Genomic DNA, 15,791 nt, shown 5'->3' with positions numbered 1-15,791 from the left:
AGGCTCATCCGACGTAGAACAAGGAGCCACCCATGTCTTTCCTCACCGACCCGCGCTCCGCGCGCTACCGGGACCTCGGTCTGTGGACCGAGCAGCGCATCGGGCTGCTGCTCGACTCCGCCGCCGCGACCTGGCCGGATCGCGAGTACCTGCTCTTCGAGGGCCGCAGACTCACCTATGCCGAGTTGGCGGACTGGGTGCGGTCGGTGGGGTCGGACCTCGTGCGGCGCGGAGTCGGGCGAGGCGACCGGGTGCTGGTGTACCTGCCCAACACGCTGGAGTCGATCGTCGCCCAGCTCGCCGCCTGGCGGATCGGCGCGGTGGCCGTCCCGGTGATCACGATCTACCGCGAGCACGAGATGCGCCAGATCGTCGCGGACTGCAGGCCCGCGGCCGTCGTCACTGCGGCGGTCTTCGGCGGACGGGAGCCGGTCGCGGAGATCGACCGCGTGCTGGCCGACACCGGGGTGGAGCCGCGAGCCAGGTACGTCGTCGACGGCGGGGCGCCGGGCTGGGAGGCAGTGCCGACGGCCGCGGCAGGCGCGGTCACGCTGCCCGAGCCCGCGGCGGCGGAGGAGTGCTGCACGATCCTCTACACTTCCGGCACCACCGCGGCCCCGAAGGGCGCCCAGCTCAGCGGCCGCGGTGTGCTGGCGACGGTGCACTCGATGCGCCGGGTCCAGGGTTTTCACCGCGGTGAAGTGATCGTCAACGGCGCGCCCGTATCCCACCTGTCCGGATTCCTCTGCGCTTGCGTGATCCCGCTGGTCACCGGCTGCCGGGTCGTGCTGCTGCGCAAGTGGGACGCGAAGGCGGTCGTCGACGTCGCGGAGCGGGAGGGCGGCACCTACTCGCACGGCGTGCCGGTCTTCCTGCAGGACATGGTCGATCTCTACGAGGCGGGGCGATCGCCGAGCCACCGGCTGACGACCTATGTCAGCGGTGGTTCGTCGACGCCGGGGCACCTGCTCGAACGGGCCGCGGCCCTGGGTGTCTCCGCCGCGCGCGGCTACGGAATGACCGAGATGTCCGGCACGGTGGTCGTGGTGCCACCGGGCACCCCGCCGGCCCGGGCGGGCGAGTTCGAGGGCCGGATCTTCCCCGGCTCCGAGATCGAGGCGCGGGACGCAGGCGGTGCCGCGCTTCCGCCCGGAAAGCCTGGCGAGCTGTGGATCCGCAGCCCCCAGCTGATGATCGGCTACACCGATCCCGCCCTCACGGCGGAGCAGGTCGACGCCGAGGGCTGGTTCCGCACCGGCGACGTCGGGATCGTCGACGCCGAGGGCTGGGTCCGGATCGACGGGCGGATCAAGGACATCATCAACCGCGGCGGGGAGAAACTGCCCTGCAAGGACATAGAGGACGCACTCACCTCCTTCCCGGGCGTGGCCCGGGCGGCCGTGGTCGGGGTGCCGGAGCCCCGGCTGGGCGAGAAGGTCTGCGCATTCGTGGTGCCCGCCGACGGGGTGCCGTGGTCCGGGCCTGAGGCGGTCGTCGCGTATCTGGAGTCGGTGCGGTTGGCGAAGCAGAAGATCCCCGTGGAGTGGCACGTGGTGGACGCCCTGCCGATGACGGCGTCGGGAAAGGTCCGCAAGCACGAGCTGCAGGCGTGGCGGGAGAAGACGGTGGCCGATGTCAGATGACACCGGCCTGACCGGGGAGGAATGCATGAGTGATGGAGAAAGACCGCCCACCGGGTACGCGATCGGAGTCGACGTCGGCGGCACGAACACCGATGTGGTCGTCGTCGCGTCGGACTGCGTGGTCCGCGGGAAGGCGCTGACCACCTACGACGACTTCAGCCGCGGCATCCTCGCGGGGATCGAGCTGTGCGCCGAGCAGTTGGAGACGACCCGCACGGACCTGCTCGCCGCGACCTCACTCTGCATGAACGCCACCACCGTGGTGACCAACATGATCACCGAGCTGCGCGGGGCGAAGGTGGGCGCGCTGGTCACCGCGGGTTTCAGGGACACCTTCCGCCTCGCCGGCGGTCCGCGGCTGAACGAGACGGACGACCATCTCCAGGTGAACGTGCCGGACCTGGTGCTCCGCCGGGCCATCGTCGAGATCGACGAGCGGGTCGACCACAGCGGAGCGGTCGTGGTGCCGCTGGACGAGTCGGCCGTCGCGCTGTCCGCCAAACGCCTCGTGGAGGAAGAGGGGGTGGAGGCCATCGCGCTCTGCTTCCTCAACAGCCACCTCAATCCCGCGCACGAGAAACGCGCCCGGGAGATCATCGGGGAGCAGTACCCGGACCTCTTCACCTGCATGGGCTCGAACGTCTTCCCGGTCCGCGGGGAAACCCGGCGGTGGACGACCGCCGTTCTCAACTGCTTCGTGCACAAAGAGGCCCGCGTGTATCTCGATTCCGTCTCCCGCGAGCTGCGGCGGGAGGGGCTGCGCTCGGAGCCGGTGTTCTTTCAGGGCATCGGCGGCGGGATCAGCCGGGAACGGGCGGAGTCCTCGCCGCTCGCACTGCTCGCCTCGGGGCCCGCTGCGGGCGCCAGCGGAGCGAAGGCCCTCGCTCAGCGGATGGGCATCGACCGGGTCCTGGTCGGCGACATGGGCGGGACCAGCTTCGACACCGGCGTGATCATCGGCAACGAGGTCAGGACGACCAAGAACATCGAGATCGGTCCGTTCCTCACCGGTGTCAACGTCGTCGACATCATCTCCGTCGGGGCTGGCGGCGGCAGCATCGCCTGGGTTGGCGAGCGCGGAACCCCGCAGGTCGGGCCGCGCAGCGCGTCCTCGACGCCGGGCCCCGCGGCGCTGGGGCGTGGAGGCACCGAGCCGACGGTGACCGACGCGTTGATCGTGCTCGGTCTGATCGACCCCGCGAACTACCTCCGCGGCAGGCAGCCCGTCGATCCCGAGCTGGCGCGCCGGGCCATCATGGACCAGGTCGGATCGGTTCTCGGCTGGGATGTCAACGTCGCCGCTTCGGCCATCCACGACATCGTCGTGGCGAACATGTCGAACGCGGTGCGGCAGGTCAGTGTGGGGCGGGGCTTGGACCCGCGGTCGTTCACGTTCATGGCTTACGGCGGCACGCTGCCGCTGCTCGCCGGGCAGATCGCCGACCGGCTCGGCATCCCCGAGGTGGTCATCCCGGAGAACAGCTCGGCGTTCTCGGCCCTCGGTCTGCACGGCGCGGACTTCGTCCTGAAGCTGGACCGGACCGTCGGCTGGCCGCTCGACCAGGCCGACGGGCTGGCCGAGGTCAACACGATCGCCGACGCGATGGTGGCGCAGGCACACTCCGCGATCCGGGCCGAGGGCTTCGCGGACTCCGAGATCACGGTGCGGCGCAGCGCGGACCTGCGCTTCCAGGGACAGATCTTCGAGCTGACGCTGCCGCTGCCGGACCGCCCGCTGAATCCGGACGACCTGCCGAAACTGGCCGCGGACTTCCACCGGCTGTACGAGGACACCTACGGCGCCGGGACGGTGTGGCGGGGCGCGGACGTCCTGCTGCTCAACCTGTCGGTGACCGCCGGCGGCAGGCAGGCACACCGCAGCCCGTTCCGGGAGGAGCAGGAGGCGGAGCCGTTCACCCCGGAACCGGTCGGCGCCAGGCTGGTCCACCTGCCGATGGCCGGCACGGTCGAGGAGGTCCCGGTCCACGCCGCGGCCGACTTCGGTCCCGGCGCGCACACGGTGGGTCCGGCGATCGTCGACGAGGGCGACACCACGATCTTCGCCCCGCCCGGTCACCGGCTGCGGCGTGACGGGCACTTCACCTACATTCTGTCCCGGGAGGGCGGCCGATGACGATCACAACCTCCGGCGTCGACCTGGTCGCCGCGGAACTGCACCGCAAGGCGCTCGAGCACCTCACCGAGGAGATGGCCACCGCGATGGTGCGTACCTCGGGCTCGCCGATCGTCTACGAGGCCAAGGACTTCTGCACGTCGCTGTTCGACGCCGTGCCGGAGCAACTGGGCTTCTCCGGATATGTGCTCATGCACCTGGCGTCGTCGCTCGGCGGGGTGCGGGCGATCAACGATGTCGTCGACATGGACGCGCTGCGGCCCGGGGACGCGTTCCTGACCAACGACCCGCGCTTCGGCGGCGCCATGCACCAGGCCGACGTCGCGACGATCACGCCGATGTTCTACCGAGACGAGCTCGTCGGCTGGAGCTTCTCCAACATGCACGTTCTCGACATCGGCGGGGTCGGCGTGTCTGGGTTCGCCCCCGGTGCGCACGACGTGTTCGAGGAGGGACTGCGCTTTCCTCCGATCAAGGTCATCCGCAACGGTCGGCTGGACTCGGAGTGGGAGCGTTTCATCGCGGCCAACGTCCGTACGCCGGACCCGGTGCTCAACGACATCCGTGGCATGATCGCGGCGAATACCGGGGTCGCCGCCGAGCGGTTGACGGCGATCATCGACGAGTTCGGCCTCGACACGTTCCGCGAGCTCAACCTGGTGAACAAGGCGCTGTCGGAGAAGGTGATGCGCCAGCGGGTGGCGCGGATGCCGGATGGCGTCTACCGGGTGACCGACTGGCACGAGTTCGACGGCCACGAGGGCCCGGACCACCTGCTCGAGGTCACCGGCACGATGACCGTCTCCGGCAGCGACCTGCGCTTCGACTTCACCGGGGCGCCGCAGGTCGGGGCGTTCGTCAACTCCGCGCCGGCGGCGATGGAGGCCAACATCATGGACGCGGTGATGACCATGATGGTGTACGGGGACTTCCCGGTGAACGCCGGTCTCTGGCGGCCCGTGACGATCTCGGTCGGTGAGCCCGGCACCGTCGTCAACTCGATCGACCCCGCCCCGTGCAGCAACGCGCACGCGGAGATCGGAACCCGCGCCTGCAAGATCACCCGTGCGCTGCTGGCCCAGGCGTTCTCACTCTCCGACGATCGCGAGCTGCGCGGCCGGGTCGCGGGGCAGAACCACGACGGATTCGCGGGTGCGGCACTGTTCGGCGGCAACCAGCACGGCGGCGTGTCGGTCATGTTCTACACCGACAACGCCTCCGGCGCCGGGGGCGCCGCCCAGTCCATCGGCGACGGGCTCGACGCCTACGGGGCCACCGCGCAGACCGGCTGTGGCATCGGCGAAGTGGAGACCCACGAATCACTTGACCCCATCCTGATGCTGTGGCGCCGCGTGGTTCCCAACTCCGGCGGTCCGGGGTACCACCGCGGCGGACAGGGCCTCGAACAGGCGTGGGAGCTGCGCTTCAGCGATGGCGTCGCGGGCCCGGCGTTCAACAGCAGCGCGGAGATCCCCGCGCGCGGTTTCGGTGGGGGATATCCGGGCGCCAGCAGCAACCACGCCCCGCTGGACGACCACCACGCCGCACGGGCGATCGCGGAGGGTAAGGCTCCCAAGCTGGAGGCGATCGGCGGGACGCAGCGCCGGGTCCGGTCGGCGATCGGCCGGATGCGGGTCGGCCGGGGCGACGTGGAAGTCTGGACCAGCGGAGGCGGAGGGGGGCTGGGCGACCCGCTGCTCCGTCCGGCGCACCGGGTCGAGCAGGACGTGCGGGACGGCTACATCACCACCCGGCACGCGGAAGCCGCCTACGGTGTGGTCGTCGGGCCCGACAACGGCTGCGACGCCGAGGCGACGGCCAGGACCCGGGCCGAGGTCCGGGAGGCGCGGATCGGTCGCGCACCCACGGCGGAGCAAGGGGTTCCCGCGGACGTCGGCATCGCGGTCGTACAGGCGGGTGCGGACTGGGGCTGCGGGTACTGCGGGGCAACCCTCGCGCCGTCGGCGGAGAACTGGCGGACCGCCGGCAGTGTCGTGCTGCGCGAGACGCCTGTCCATGAGCGGTTCCGTGAGCTGGACATGTACGTGAAGGAGCGGTTGGAGGAGCCCGTGGTGAACATGCGTGAGTACTTCTGCGGCTCCTGCGCGGGAGCGCTGACGGTCGATGTCGGGATCGCCGGCTCGCCGCCGGACACTCAGCCCGAGCTCGCCTGACGGCACTCATAGGCGGCACGATGCGGACCGTGTGTGTGCAGGTCCCCGACCTGCACACACACGGACATCGTTGGGCGTCCCGTTCCTCTCTTCGATGGAGAAGAAACGGTCAGAAGTCGTCCGGGGGCGGGACGAGGGCGGTCAGCAGGGCGCCGGAGATGCCACCGTCAGCCACGATGGCGGTTCCGTTGATCCAGCGGGATTCCCGGGACGCGAGGAAGACGACGGCGGGGGCGATGTCCTCGACGGTGGCGTGCCTGCCCAGGAACGCCTTCACGCCGTCGAGGGTGTCCTTGCCCATCGACTGCTCGAAGTCGGCGAGGATCGGGGTCTCGACGGGCCCCGGCAGGACGGCGTTGATCCGCAGTTCGTTGATGTCCCGGACCGCGCCGCCCATGGCCAGGGTGTAGAAGGTGGCCGCCTCCTTGGAGTAGTTGTAGGCGTTGCCCGGCGGCGGGTGCTCGTTGAACCAGGCCACGCCCTCGTCGAAGGTCTCCCTGCCGAGGAGGTCCTTGTACAGCGACGTGCCGCGCGACCTCGGCGGTCGGCTTGCTGCGGTCGAGGCTCACAACCTCGGCACCTCCCGCGGTCAGCTGACGCACCACCGCGTCGCCGATCCCGGAGGCACTACCGGTCACAAGGCACCTCAGGCCCTGTACGTCCATGGCATCCTTCCCGCGCGAACGACGCGGTTTCTCGTCCGTCGGCAGCGCCGCTCGGTGTGCGAGGACGTCGGCACGGCTCGTCGCCTAACGGGTATGACTCGATCAGTCCACCGCAACATAGACTGTTCTATGTAGACGGTCAAGGGGCTCCGGGTCACCCACCCCTACTGAACGTGACGAGACTCATGTGGAATCGTCAGCCTAGTCATGATTAACTAACGCGGAATTGCCCATGAAGGAGCGGAGGAGAGCATGACGGACGGCGCCACTGGATCGGTGCGGGACATGGTCGTGGTGGGGGCCTCGCTCGCGGGGCTCCGCGCGGTCGAGTCCGCCCGGCGGACCGGGTACGACGGGCGGATCACGCTGGTCGGCTCCGAGCCGCACCTGCCCTACGACCGGCCGCCGCTGTCGAAGGCCTACCTGGACGACGCCGAGCCCCCCTCCGTGCTCTACCGGGAGCGGGAGAAGCTGGCGGAGCTGGACGTGGACCTGGCCCTGGGCGAGCCCGCGACCGCCCTCGACCCGGAGCGGCGGGTCCTGCGGGTGGGCGGGCGCGAGCTGCCCTACGACGCCGCGGTCCTCGCCACCGGAGCCCGCGCACGCGTTCTGCCGGGGACCGAGCACCTCAAGGGCGTCCACACGCTCCGCACACTGGACGACGCGATCGCGGTGCGGGAGGCGCTCGACGCGGGCGCCCGCACCGTGGTCATCGGCGCGGGGTTCATCGGATCGGAGGTCGCCTCCGCCGCCCGCAAGCGCGGCCTGTCGGCGACGATCGTGGAGGCGATGCCCACCCCGCTGGTCCGCTCGATCGGGACCGAGATGGGCGCGGCTCTCACCGGGCTCCACAGCGCCCACGGCACCGAGATGCGGTGCGGCACCTCGGTCGACGGGCTGGAGAGCACCTCCCCTGAGGGGGCAGGAGGCACCGCCCGGGTGTCCGGCGTCCGGCTCGTGGACGGCACGGTGATCCCCGCGGACCTCGTGGTGGTCGGTATCGGCGCGACTCCGGAGACCGGCTGGCTGGAGTCCTCCGGGCTCTCGCTGGACAACGGCGTCGTCTGCGACGAGACACTGTGGACCGGATTCCCCGGCGTCTACGCCGCGGGCGACGTGGTGCGCTGGCACAACCCGCTGTTCGGCGCCGCGATGCGGATCGAGCACTGGACCTGCGCGGCCGAGCAGGGCGCGATCGCGGCCCGCAACGCGCTGGACCCGGGGGCGGCCACGCCGTACGAGACCGTCCCGTACTTCTGGTCGGACTGGTACGGCTGCCGGATCCAGTTCGTGGGCGTTCCAGGCGGTGACCAGGTCGAGGTGGTCTCGGGCTCGGTCGAAACCGGCGCGTTCGTGGCGCTCTACCGCACCGGGGACCGGCTCACGGGGGCGCTGACCGTGGACCGGCAGTCGGACGTCATGAAGTACCGCAAGCAGATCGCCAAGCGGGCCAGCTGGAGCGAAGCTCTGGACTTCGCGCGCACCCGCGAGGCCGCTTGGGCGAAGGCCTGATCCGTGCCCGAGGCCCCCGCCCGCGCCGCAGACACTTGCCTAGTTAATATTCGCTAGGTTATGGTACGGCACGCCTCGACGATGCGCCGCACCGCGAATCCCGGCATGAACGGAGCAATGATGTCCGCATCCTCCTCGGAAGCAGTGATCTACGACGCCCTTCGAACCCCGCGCGGCCGCGGCAAGAGTTCCGGCTCCCTGCACACGGTCAAGCCGGTGTCGCTGGTGGTCGGCCTCGTCGAGGAGCTGCGGCGCCGGCATCCCGGCCTGGACCCTGCCCTCATTGACGACATCGTGCTGGGCATCGTCACCCCGGTCGGCGACCAGGGCTCGGTACTCCCGCGCACCGTGGCGTTGGCGGCGGGGCTCCCGGACACCGTGGGCGGGCTCCAGCTCAACCGCTTCTGCGGCTCGGGCCTGGAGGCGGTCAACACCTCGGCGCAGAAGGTCCGGTCGGGGTGGGACGACCTGGTCCTCGCGGGCGGAGTCGAGTCGATGTCCCGGTGCCCGCTCGGCGCGGACGGCGGGGCCTGGATGAACGACCCGGCGACGAACTACGCGACCTCGTTCATTCCCCAGGGGGTGAGCGCGGACCTGATCGCGACGATCGAGGGTTTCAGCCGCGAGGACGTCGACCGGTACGCCGAGCAGTCCCAGCAGCGGGCCGCCGCCGCCTGGTCAGGCGGGTACTTCGAGAAGTCGATCGTGCCGGTGCGTGATCAGAACGGGTTCGTTGTGCTGGACCGCGACGAGTACATGCGGCCGGGCACCACCGTGGAGTCGCTGGCGGGGCTGAAGCCCTCGTTCGAGGCGATGGGCTCCCTGGGCGGCTTCGACGCCGTCGCGCTGCAGAACTACCACTGGATCGAGCGGGTCGAGCACGTGCACCACGCGGGCAACTCCTCGGGAATCGTCGACGGGGCGGCTCTCGTGCTGGTCGGCAGCGAGGAGATCGGCGCCCGGCTCGGCATGGCGCCGCGCGGGCGGATCGCGGCAACGGCGACGTCCGGCGCCGACTCGACGATCATGCTGACCGGTCCGACGCCGGCCACGCGCAAGCTGCTCGACCGCACCGGGCTGACCGTCGACGACATCGACCTGTTCGAGATCAACGAGGCCTTCGCGTCCGTCGTGCTCAAGTACATGAAGGATCTCCATCTGCCCGCGGAGAAGGTCAACGTCAACGGTGGCGCCATCGCGATGGGCCATCCGCTCGGCGCGACCGGCGCGATGCTGGTCGGCACCGTGCTCGACGAGTTGGAGCGGCGGCAGGCCCGCCGCGCGGTCGTCACCCTCTGCATCGGCGGCGGGATGGGCGTGGCGACGCTCGTCGAGCGCCTCTGACCATCCTCGAACACGACACCCAAGGGGCTGACTCTCACGATGAGCGACTTCAACCACGCGATGTTCGGCTGGGAGCTCGACGGCGACGGCGTCGTCACCGTCACCATGGACGATCCCGACCAGTCGGCCAACACCATGAACGACCGGTTCCGCGCAGAACTGTCCGAGCTCGTCGACCACTTGTACGCGGAGCGCGACCGGATCACCGGCGTGATCCTGACCTCGGCGAAGAAGACCTTCCTGGCCGGCGGCGACCTCGCCATGATGATGCGGGCGACGGAGGACGACCGTCCCGCGATCCGGTCCATGCTGGACACCTCCAAGGCGCAGCTTCGGCGGCTCGAGACGCTCGGCCGTCCCGTCGTCGCGGTCATCGCGGGCGCGGCGCTGGGCGGCGGTTACGAGCTCGCTCTCGCCTCCCATCACCGCGTCGCCGTCGACGTACCCGGTATGACCGTGGGTCTCCCCGAGGTGACGCTGGGCCTGCTCCCGGGTGGTGGCGGCGTGGTCCGCACCGTTCGCCTCTTCGGTCTGCTCCCGGCGCTGCAGGACATCCTGATGACGGGCACGAGGTTCCGTCCCGCCGCCGCCCTGGAGAAGGGCCTGGTGGACGCGGTTGTGCCGGATGTCGATGCCGGGCTGACCGCGGCGCGCGCGTGGATCGCCGCCAACCCCGAGCCGTCCCAGCCGTGGGACCGCAAGGGGTTTTCGATCCCCGGCGGTGGCCCCGCCTCGCCCAAGATCGCCGCAGTGCTGCCCAGCCTTCCCGCGACCCTGCGCAAGCGGACCCGCGGCGCCCCCGCCACGGCGCAGGCCGCGGTGCTGTCGGCGGCCGTCGAGGGGGCGCAGGTCGACTTCGACAACGCACTCGTCATCGAGTCCCGCTACATCACCGACCTGATCTGCGGCAAGGAGTCGGGGAACATCATCAAGGCGATGTTCTACGACATGCAGGCGATCAACCGCGGTGCGAGCAGGCCCGAGGGAGTGCCGCCCCATCGGGCGTCGAAGATCGTCGTGGTCGGGGCCGGGATGATGGGGGCGGGGATCGCCTACGTCAGTGCCAAGGCCGGACTGGACGTCGTACTCAAGGACGTCACCGTCGAGGCCGCCGAGCGGGGCAAGGCCTACAGCGTGGTCATCCTGGACAAGGAGGTGGCGAAGGGCAGGAGTACGCCGGAGAAGCGGGACGAGGTGCTCGCCCGCATCCACCCCACGGCCGACCCGGCGGACGCCGCGGGGGCCGACCTGGTGATCGAGGCGGTGTTCGAAGACCCGGAGCTCAAGAAGAAGGTTTTCGCCGAGATCCTGCCGTACCTCGCCCCGGACGCGGTCCTGGCCAGCAACACCTCCACACTGCCCATCACCGGCCTGGCCGGCGGCGTGCCGCGGCCGGACGCCTTCATCGGCACCCACTTCTTCTCGCCTGTCGACAAGATGGCGCTGCTCGAGATCGTGGTCGGAGCCAAGACCAGCGACGCCACCCTGGCGAGGACCATCGACATCGCGCGGCAGATCGGCAAGACGCCGATCGTCGTCAACGACAGCCGGAGCTTCTTCACCAGCCGGGTCATCGGCGAGTTCATCAACGAGGCCATCGCGCTGGTCGGCGAGGGAGTCCCCGCCGCATCGGTCGAGCAGGCCGCCACCCAGGCCGGTTACCCGGTCGGCGCGCTGGCCCTGATCGACGAGATCAGCCTGACGCTGAGCCGCAGGATCCGCGAGGAGACGATCGCGGGCCTGGCCGCGGAGGGCGTGGACAAGCCCCAGCACCCGTCGGCGGCGGTCGTGGACCGGATGGTGGACGAGTTCGCCCGGGGCGGAAGGCTCGCGGGCGGCGGGTTCTACGCGTACCGCGAAGGCCGCAGAGCGGGCCTGTGGCCCGGCCTCGCGGAGTGGTTCGGCGCGTCGAACACCGAGATCCCCCTGGTCGACATGCAGGAGCGGATGCTGTTCGCCGAGGCGGCCGAAACCGTCCGATGCCTGGACGAGGGGGTCCTGCGCTCCGTGGCGGACGCCAACGTCGGCTCGATCCTGGGCATCGGCTTCCCGGCCTGGACCGGCGGTGTCCTGCAGTACATCAACCAGTACGACGGCGGCCTGGCGGGTTTCGTCGCGCGGGCCCGTCAACTGGCGGAGCGCTACGGCGACCGGTTCACCCCGCCGGAGTCGCTGGTGCGCCGGGCCGAGGCGAAGGAGGAGTACGTCTGAGCGGCGATGACCATGCTCACCGGGGCTCTACCGGGGGCTCACCGCGGCGGTCGCCCCGGCTCGCCGACGACCATCTTGATGAACCGTTCGAGATGGTCGTCGAGCACGTCGATATCGACCGGTCGGGAGAACTGCTGGGCGCCGACCACGAGCGACAGGCAGAAGCGGGCGAGGTCCTCGGCGTCCGTCTCATGGCCCCGTACCTCGGCGACCGCCAGGCGGATCAGGGCCAGTCGGCGCCGGTCGACTTCGGCCTGCACCTCCGCGACGGCGGGATCCATGGTGCTCCAGATCCGGATCGCCGCCTCGGCGTCGTGGGGGACGGTTCGCGAGAGCTTGCGCAACAGCTCCAGCCGGTCGAGCGCGTTGCTGGGCGCCGCGGCCTGTTCGGCGATCTGGTCGGTGCGGCCGACCCAGTGCTCGAGGAACTGCCCGACGAAGTCGGGCCAGTTGCGGAAGTAGTTGTAGAACGAACCGCTGCTGACGCCGAGGCGCTGGTGGAGCGCGGTCATCTTCAGGCCCTTGACGCCGACCTCGGAAAGGATCGCGGTCGCCGCCTCGAAGTAGTCGTCTCGGCTGACGTAGTGCGGCAAGGGATGACCTCCATCGGACTGCGCGCTGAATCGTACCAGCATGATATCGGCTGGTCTTTAATGATAGAGTGTTCTATGTTACCGTCTTGAAACGCCGTTCGAGACCCTTTTGATCATTTGTACTTCATTCGTCATCGGGATGCGCGGAACGGAATTCGACGCGGCGATTAACCCGCTCATTTCCAATTCTCCGACGTTCTTTGTCAGGAGTGGAAGACATGCAGGACACCACTTATCCGGAGCTCGGCTGCTATCTACTCGCGGGCGCGCCCCGCTCACCGCGCGACCTGATCGACGAGGTCGTGCAGGCGGAGCGACTCGGGCTGGGCTCTGCCTTCATCTCGGAGCGGTGGAACATCAAGGAGGCGGCCACGCTGTGCGGCGCCGCCGGTGCCGTGAGCAGTTCGCTGCGGATCGTCACCGGCGACGAACAGCAACACCCGCCATCCCTGGTCACGGCCTCTTTCGCGACGACGATGCACCGGCTCACGGGAGGACGGTTCACGCTCGGTCTCGGGCGCGGCTCGAAGGTCATGTTCGACATGTTCGGCCTGCCGGCGATCACCACGGCGGAGCTGGAGGACTTCGCGGGCCTGATGCGCAGGCTGTGGCGTGGCGAGACCATCGTCGGCCATTCCGGCCCAGCAGGAGATCACCAGCTGCTCGCGCTCGATCCGGCCTTCGACGAGGTCATCCCGCTCGGCCTCGTGGCATTGGGCCCGCGCACGCTGGAACTCGCCGGCAGGGCGTTCGACACCGTCGTGCTGCACACCTTCTTCACCGACGAGACGACCAGCCGCTGCGTCGACCTGGTCAAACGGTCCGCGGAACGGGCGGGCCGCGATCCGGACGCGGTGAAGGTCTGGGCCTGCCTGGCCACCGTCGGCGACTACCTGCCGAGGCCGAGCGGCGGCGCAAACTAGTTCGTCGCCGCAAGCAAGGTTGGAGTCCGGCCCGCGGGCCGGAGGAAGGAGCATCCATTATGAAGATCGTCGTCGACCGTGCCCTGTGCACATCCCTGGGGGTGTGCGAGTCACTCGCGTCTGATCACTTCGAGGTCGACGACGACGGCGAGCTCGCGGTGCTGCAGGAGAACGTGTCCGAAGCGGATCTGGCCGCGGTCGAGGCCGCCGTCAGCGGCTGCCCGACGGCCGCGCTGAAGCTCATGGACTGAACCCTCGAAGCCCACCCCCGGTTGGGTCGGGAGCAGGCGAGGTGAGTGATGCTCAACGGTAGGGCCCAGGGCTTTTCTTCCGCCGGTTCCCGGTCGGCTCTTCCCTTCTCCTGCTCCCGCCGCCTCGAACCGTGCATGCGGTTCTCCCGCACGCGGCTCACCGACGCCGTTCACCGGCGGCATTCGGTTTCTCCCGCCAGGGCTTGCCCGCCCTGGTGTTCCCGCAAGGCGGATCAGGCCGTACTGGTCAGCCGACAGGTAGGCAACGGCTGGCAGGCCGAAGCGGTATCCCCGCTTGTGCCTCTTGCCGACGAATCCGGCCAGCCGGTTGAACGCGTAGTTCCTGATCTTGTCGAAGCGGATGGCGGAGTGGCCGTAGCGGAAATATCCCGTCCAGCTTCTGGACACACAGGAGATCCGATGATGAGTTCCCCGACCCCGGTCTACAGCGCGGAGACCATGACCCCCCAGTGGCTCACGGACGTGCTGCGCCGCTCGGTCCTGCCTCCCGACGGAGCGGTCGCCGACCTGCGCACCGAGAAGATCGGAACCGGGCAGCTCGGCGAATGCCACCGCCTCGTTCCCACCTACGACGGCGACCGGGGCGAGGCCCCGCCGAGCCTGGTGGCCAAACTTCTGTCGAAGGACCCCGCAAGTCTGGAGTTCGCCCGCGGCGCGCGTCTCCACGCGGTCGAGGTCGACTTCTACCGGGACGTCGCGGACAGGCTCGCCGTCCGGACGCCCAGGTGCTACCACGCCGACGTGTCCGCGGACGAGCGGGATTTCGTTCTGCTCCTGGAGGACATCGACCCGGCCGAGATCCAGGATCAGCTCACCGGGACGACGACGGCGTGCGCCGCACTGGCCGTGCGGCAGGCCGCGGCTCTGCACGCGTCTTCGTGGGGGCGGAAGGACCTCCTCGGGCTCACCTGGCAACGGGACCCCTTCGCGTTCTTCGCAAAGCTCGGTGCGAATCTCGCCGCCCTGCAGGCGATGTTCCGGGCCCGGTACTCCGACCTGGTGGAGCCCGAACACCTGGACATCGGGGATCGCTTCGTCGAGGCGTTCCCGCGCTGGCTGTCCTCGCTCCGGCCGCGGTGCCTGTGGCACTGCGACTTCCGGCTGGACAACATGCTGTTCCGGCCCGACGACCGGGACCCGCTCGTCGTGGTGGACTGGCAGGGGATCATGCCCGGGCCGCCGGTCGCGGACGTCAGCTACTTCCTGGGCAACGGCCTGACCGAGTCGGATCGCCGGACACACGAACGGGATCTGCTCCGTGAGTACCACGATGCCCTCCGGGCGGGCGGAGTGGAGGGGTTCTCCTGGGAGGACTGCCTCACCACCTACCGCGCGCAGGCCTTCGCGGGGTTCGTCGTCACGCTGATCTCCGCGGTCCAGGTCGAGCAGACCGAGCGCGGCGAACAGATGTTCTCGACGATGCTGCGCAGGCACGCCTACCAGGTCCTGGAGAACGACTCCTTCGACGCCCTGCCCGCATGATCACCCTCGGACGAAGCCTTTGGAGGGACCACTGATTTATCCCGGCACCCATGCGGCCGCCGCACCCGATCGGATCGCCGCCCTGATGCTTGAAACCGGCGAGTCGCTGACCTTCGGCAGGCTCGAGGACCAGTCTGTCAGGCTCTCGCACGTCCTCCGGGACGCGGGCCTGCGACGGGGCGACGTGGTGGCCCTGCTCACGGACAACGACCTCCGCGCCTTCGAGATCTTCTGGGCCGCGCTCCGGACCGGCTGCTACATCACGTCGATCAATCATCATCTCTCGCCCGAAGAGACCGCCTACATCGTCGACGACTCCGGCGCGACCGCGCTGATCGTGAACTCGGCCATGGCCGAGACGGTGGAGAAGGTTCTGCCCGCGATCCGTCACCGCCTTCGTGCACCCGGCGGCGGGCGTGCGGCCCGGCCGGGAGCTCGAGGTGGAGATCATCGCCTTCGTGAAGTCGAAGATCGCGTCCTACAAGGCGCCGAAGTCCGTGCGCTTCGTCGACTCCCTGCCGCGGACCGAAACGGGCAAGTTGATGAAGGGCGAGCTGAGGAAGAGCGTGCTCGACGAGGGTGCCTGAGTTTCACGGGCATGCCATTCTCGACGCGCCACCTTTCTTCATAGACTGCTCTATGTTACTTTCGACTAGGGCGGTGTTCGCGCATTCATATCCGAGACACCGAAACCTTCAAAGGAGAAATCATGGTAAACATTCACGCCAGTGACTCTGGGTGTTCGTGAGCCTCGTGTGGCGAGCAAGGTTCATGGGTTGCCGGGCGACACGCCGAGCCGGGTGCGTGCTTTGTCCCTGATGAGGTGATCCGCTTGGTG

General features: G+C 69.4%; 12 protein-coding genes. 10 read left to right on the top strand and 2 right to left on the bottom strand.

Features of this window, described 5'->3' with window-relative positions; translation table 11 throughout:
* Nucleotides 1-32 precede the first annotated feature (32 nt).
* The 3 genes from ABGB08_RS32205 to ABGB08_RS32195 are packed head-to-tail and all read left to right on the top strand — an operon-like array spanning nt 33 to nt 5,951.
* The gene (locus ABGB08_RS32205) at nt 33-1,643 is read left to right on the top strand and encodes a class I adenylate-forming enzyme family protein (protein ID WP_347597869.1); all 1,611 of its coding nucleotides are present in this window, start codon (nt 33-35) and stop codon (nt 1,641-1,643) included.
* A 25-nt stretch (nt 1,644-1,668) separates the two neighbouring features.
* The gene (locus tag ABGB08_RS32200) at nt 1,669-3,777 is read left to right on the top strand and encodes a hydantoinase/oxoprolinase family protein (RefSeq protein ID WP_347597866.1); all 2,109 of its coding nucleotides are present in this window, start codon (nt 1,669-1,671) and stop codon (nt 3,775-3,777) included.
* Nucleotides 3,774-5,951 (top strand): hydantoinase B/oxoprolinase family protein, encoded by a 2,178-nt coding sequence (locus tag ABGB08_RS32195; protein ID WP_347597863.1) that lies wholly within the window; start codon nt 3,774-3,776, stop codon nt 5,949-5,951. The genes ABGB08_RS32200 and ABGB08_RS32195 overlap by 4 nt, the downstream gene beginning before the upstream one ends.
* Before the next feature lie 109 nt (nt 5,952-6,060).
* Here ABGB08_RS32195 and ABGB08_RS32190 read toward each other — a convergent pair whose 3' ends face one another.
* The gene (locus tag ABGB08_RS32190; protein ID WP_347597860.1) at nt 6,061-6,429 is read right to left on the bottom strand and encodes an SDR family oxidoreductase; all 369 of its coding nucleotides are present in this window, start codon (nt 6,427-6,429) and stop codon (nt 6,061-6,063) included.
* Nucleotides 6,430-6,868: 439 nt separating this feature from the next.
* Between ABGB08_RS32190 and ABGB08_RS32185 the strand changes: the two genes are divergently transcribed.
* From ABGB08_RS32185 to ABGB08_RS32175, 3 genes are all read left to right on the top strand, one after another.
* A complete protein-coding gene (locus ABGB08_RS32185; RefSeq protein ID WP_347597857.1) occupies nt 6,869-8,128 on the top strand; it encodes an FAD-dependent oxidoreductase in 1,260 nt (419 codons plus the stop codon).
* Between the two features lie 120 nt (nt 8,129-8,248).
* Entirely contained in the window at nt 8,249-9,472 is a 1,224-nt protein-coding gene (locus tag ABGB08_RS32180; protein ID WP_347598092.1) for an acetyl-CoA C-acetyltransferase, read from the top strand.
* A gap of 39 nt (nt 9,473-9,511) precedes the next feature.
* Nucleotides 9,512-11,683 carry a 3-hydroxyacyl-CoA dehydrogenase NAD-binding domain-containing protein gene (locus ABGB08_RS32175; protein WP_347597854.1) on the top strand — a complete coding sequence of 724 codons (2,172 nt, stop codon included), beginning with the start codon at nt 9,512-9,514 and terminating at the stop codon, nt 11,681-11,683.
* A 38-nt stretch (nt 11,684-11,721) separates the two neighbouring features.
* Here ABGB08_RS32175 and ABGB08_RS32170 read toward each other — a convergent pair whose 3' ends face one another.
* Complete coding sequence (locus ABGB08_RS32170; protein ID WP_347597851.1) at nt 11,722-12,276, bottom strand: TetR/AcrR family transcriptional regulator; 555 nt, start codon at nt 12,274-12,276, stop codon at nt 11,722-11,724.
* A 218-nt stretch (nt 12,277-12,494) separates the two neighbouring features.
* Between ABGB08_RS32170 and ABGB08_RS32165 the strand changes: the two genes are divergently transcribed.
* The 4 genes from ABGB08_RS32165 (at nt 12,495) to ABGB08_RS32150 (ending at nt 15,584) form a co-directional block, all read left to right on the top strand.
* The gene (locus tag ABGB08_RS32165) at nt 12,495-13,199 is read left to right on the top strand and encodes a TIGR03857 family LLM class F420-dependent oxidoreductase (protein ID WP_347597848.1); all 705 of its coding nucleotides are present in this window, start codon (nt 12,495-12,497) and stop codon (nt 13,197-13,199) included.
* Nucleotides 13,200-13,258: 59 nt separating this feature from the next.
* Nucleotides 13,259-13,450 carry a ferredoxin gene (locus tag ABGB08_RS32160; protein ID WP_347597845.1) on the top strand — a complete coding sequence of 64 codons (192 nt, stop codon included), beginning with the start codon at nt 13,259-13,261 and terminating at the stop codon, nt 13,448-13,450.
* A 420-nt stretch (nt 13,451-13,870) separates the two neighbouring features.
* Complete coding sequence (locus ABGB08_RS32155; RefSeq protein WP_347597842.1) at nt 13,871-14,953, top strand: aminoglycoside phosphotransferase family protein; 1,083 nt, start codon at nt 13,871-13,873, stop codon at nt 14,951-14,953.
* A gap of 19 nt (nt 14,954-14,972) precedes the next feature.
* On the top strand, nt 14,973-15,584 hold the full coding sequence (locus ABGB08_RS32150) for an AMP-binding protein (RefSeq protein ID WP_347597839.1): 612 nt from the start codon (nt 14,973-14,975) through the stop codon (nt 15,582-15,584).
* The last annotated feature ends 207 nt before the right edge of the window (nt 15,585-15,791 follow it).

The organism is Acrocarpospora sp. B8E8, assembly GCF_039871605.1.
In the GTDB taxonomy this organism is placed as follows: Bacteria; Actinomycetota; Actinomycetes; order Streptosporangiales; family Streptosporangiaceae; genus Acrocarpospora; species Acrocarpospora macrocephala.
Note: the sequence above shows the minus strand (reverse complement) of the source record. Positions and strands in the feature narration are given on the sequence as shown.

What these genes read in the sequence shown, in the direction of transcription:
- ABGB08_RS32205 (WP_347597869.1), top strand. Translation starts at nt 33, where the DNA reads ATGTCTTTCCTCACCGACCCGCGCTCCGCGCGCTACCGGGACCTCGGT.
- ABGB08_RS32200 (WP_347597866.1), top strand. Translation starts at nt 1,669, where the DNA reads ATGAGTGATGGAGAAAGACCGCCCACCGGGTACGCGATCGGAGTCGAC.
- ABGB08_RS32195 (WP_347597863.1), top strand. Translation starts at nt 3,774, where the DNA reads ATGACGATCACAACCTCCGGCGTCGACCTGGTCGCCGCGGAACTGCAC.
- ABGB08_RS32185 (WP_347597857.1), top strand. Translation starts at nt 6,869, where the DNA reads ATGACGGACGGCGCCACTGGATCGGTGCGGGACATGGTCGTGGTGGGG.
- ABGB08_RS32180 (WP_347598092.1), top strand. Translation starts at nt 8,249, where the DNA reads ATGTCCGCATCCTCCTCGGAAGCAGTGATCTACGACGCCCTTCGAACC.
- ABGB08_RS32175 (WP_347597854.1), top strand. Translation starts at nt 9,512, where the DNA reads ATGAGCGACTTCAACCACGCGATGTTCGGCTGGGAGCTCGACGGCGAC.
- ABGB08_RS32165 (WP_347597848.1), top strand. Translation starts at nt 12,495, where the DNA reads ATGCAGGACACCACTTATCCGGAGCTCGGCTGCTATCTACTCGCGGGC.
- ABGB08_RS32160 (WP_347597845.1), top strand. Translation starts at nt 13,259, where the DNA reads ATGAAGATCGTCGTCGACCGTGCCCTGTGCACATCCCTGGGGGTGTGC.
- ABGB08_RS32155 (WP_347597842.1), top strand. Translation starts at nt 13,871, where the DNA reads ATGATGAGTTCCCCGACCCCGGTCTACAGCGCGGAGACCATGACCCCC.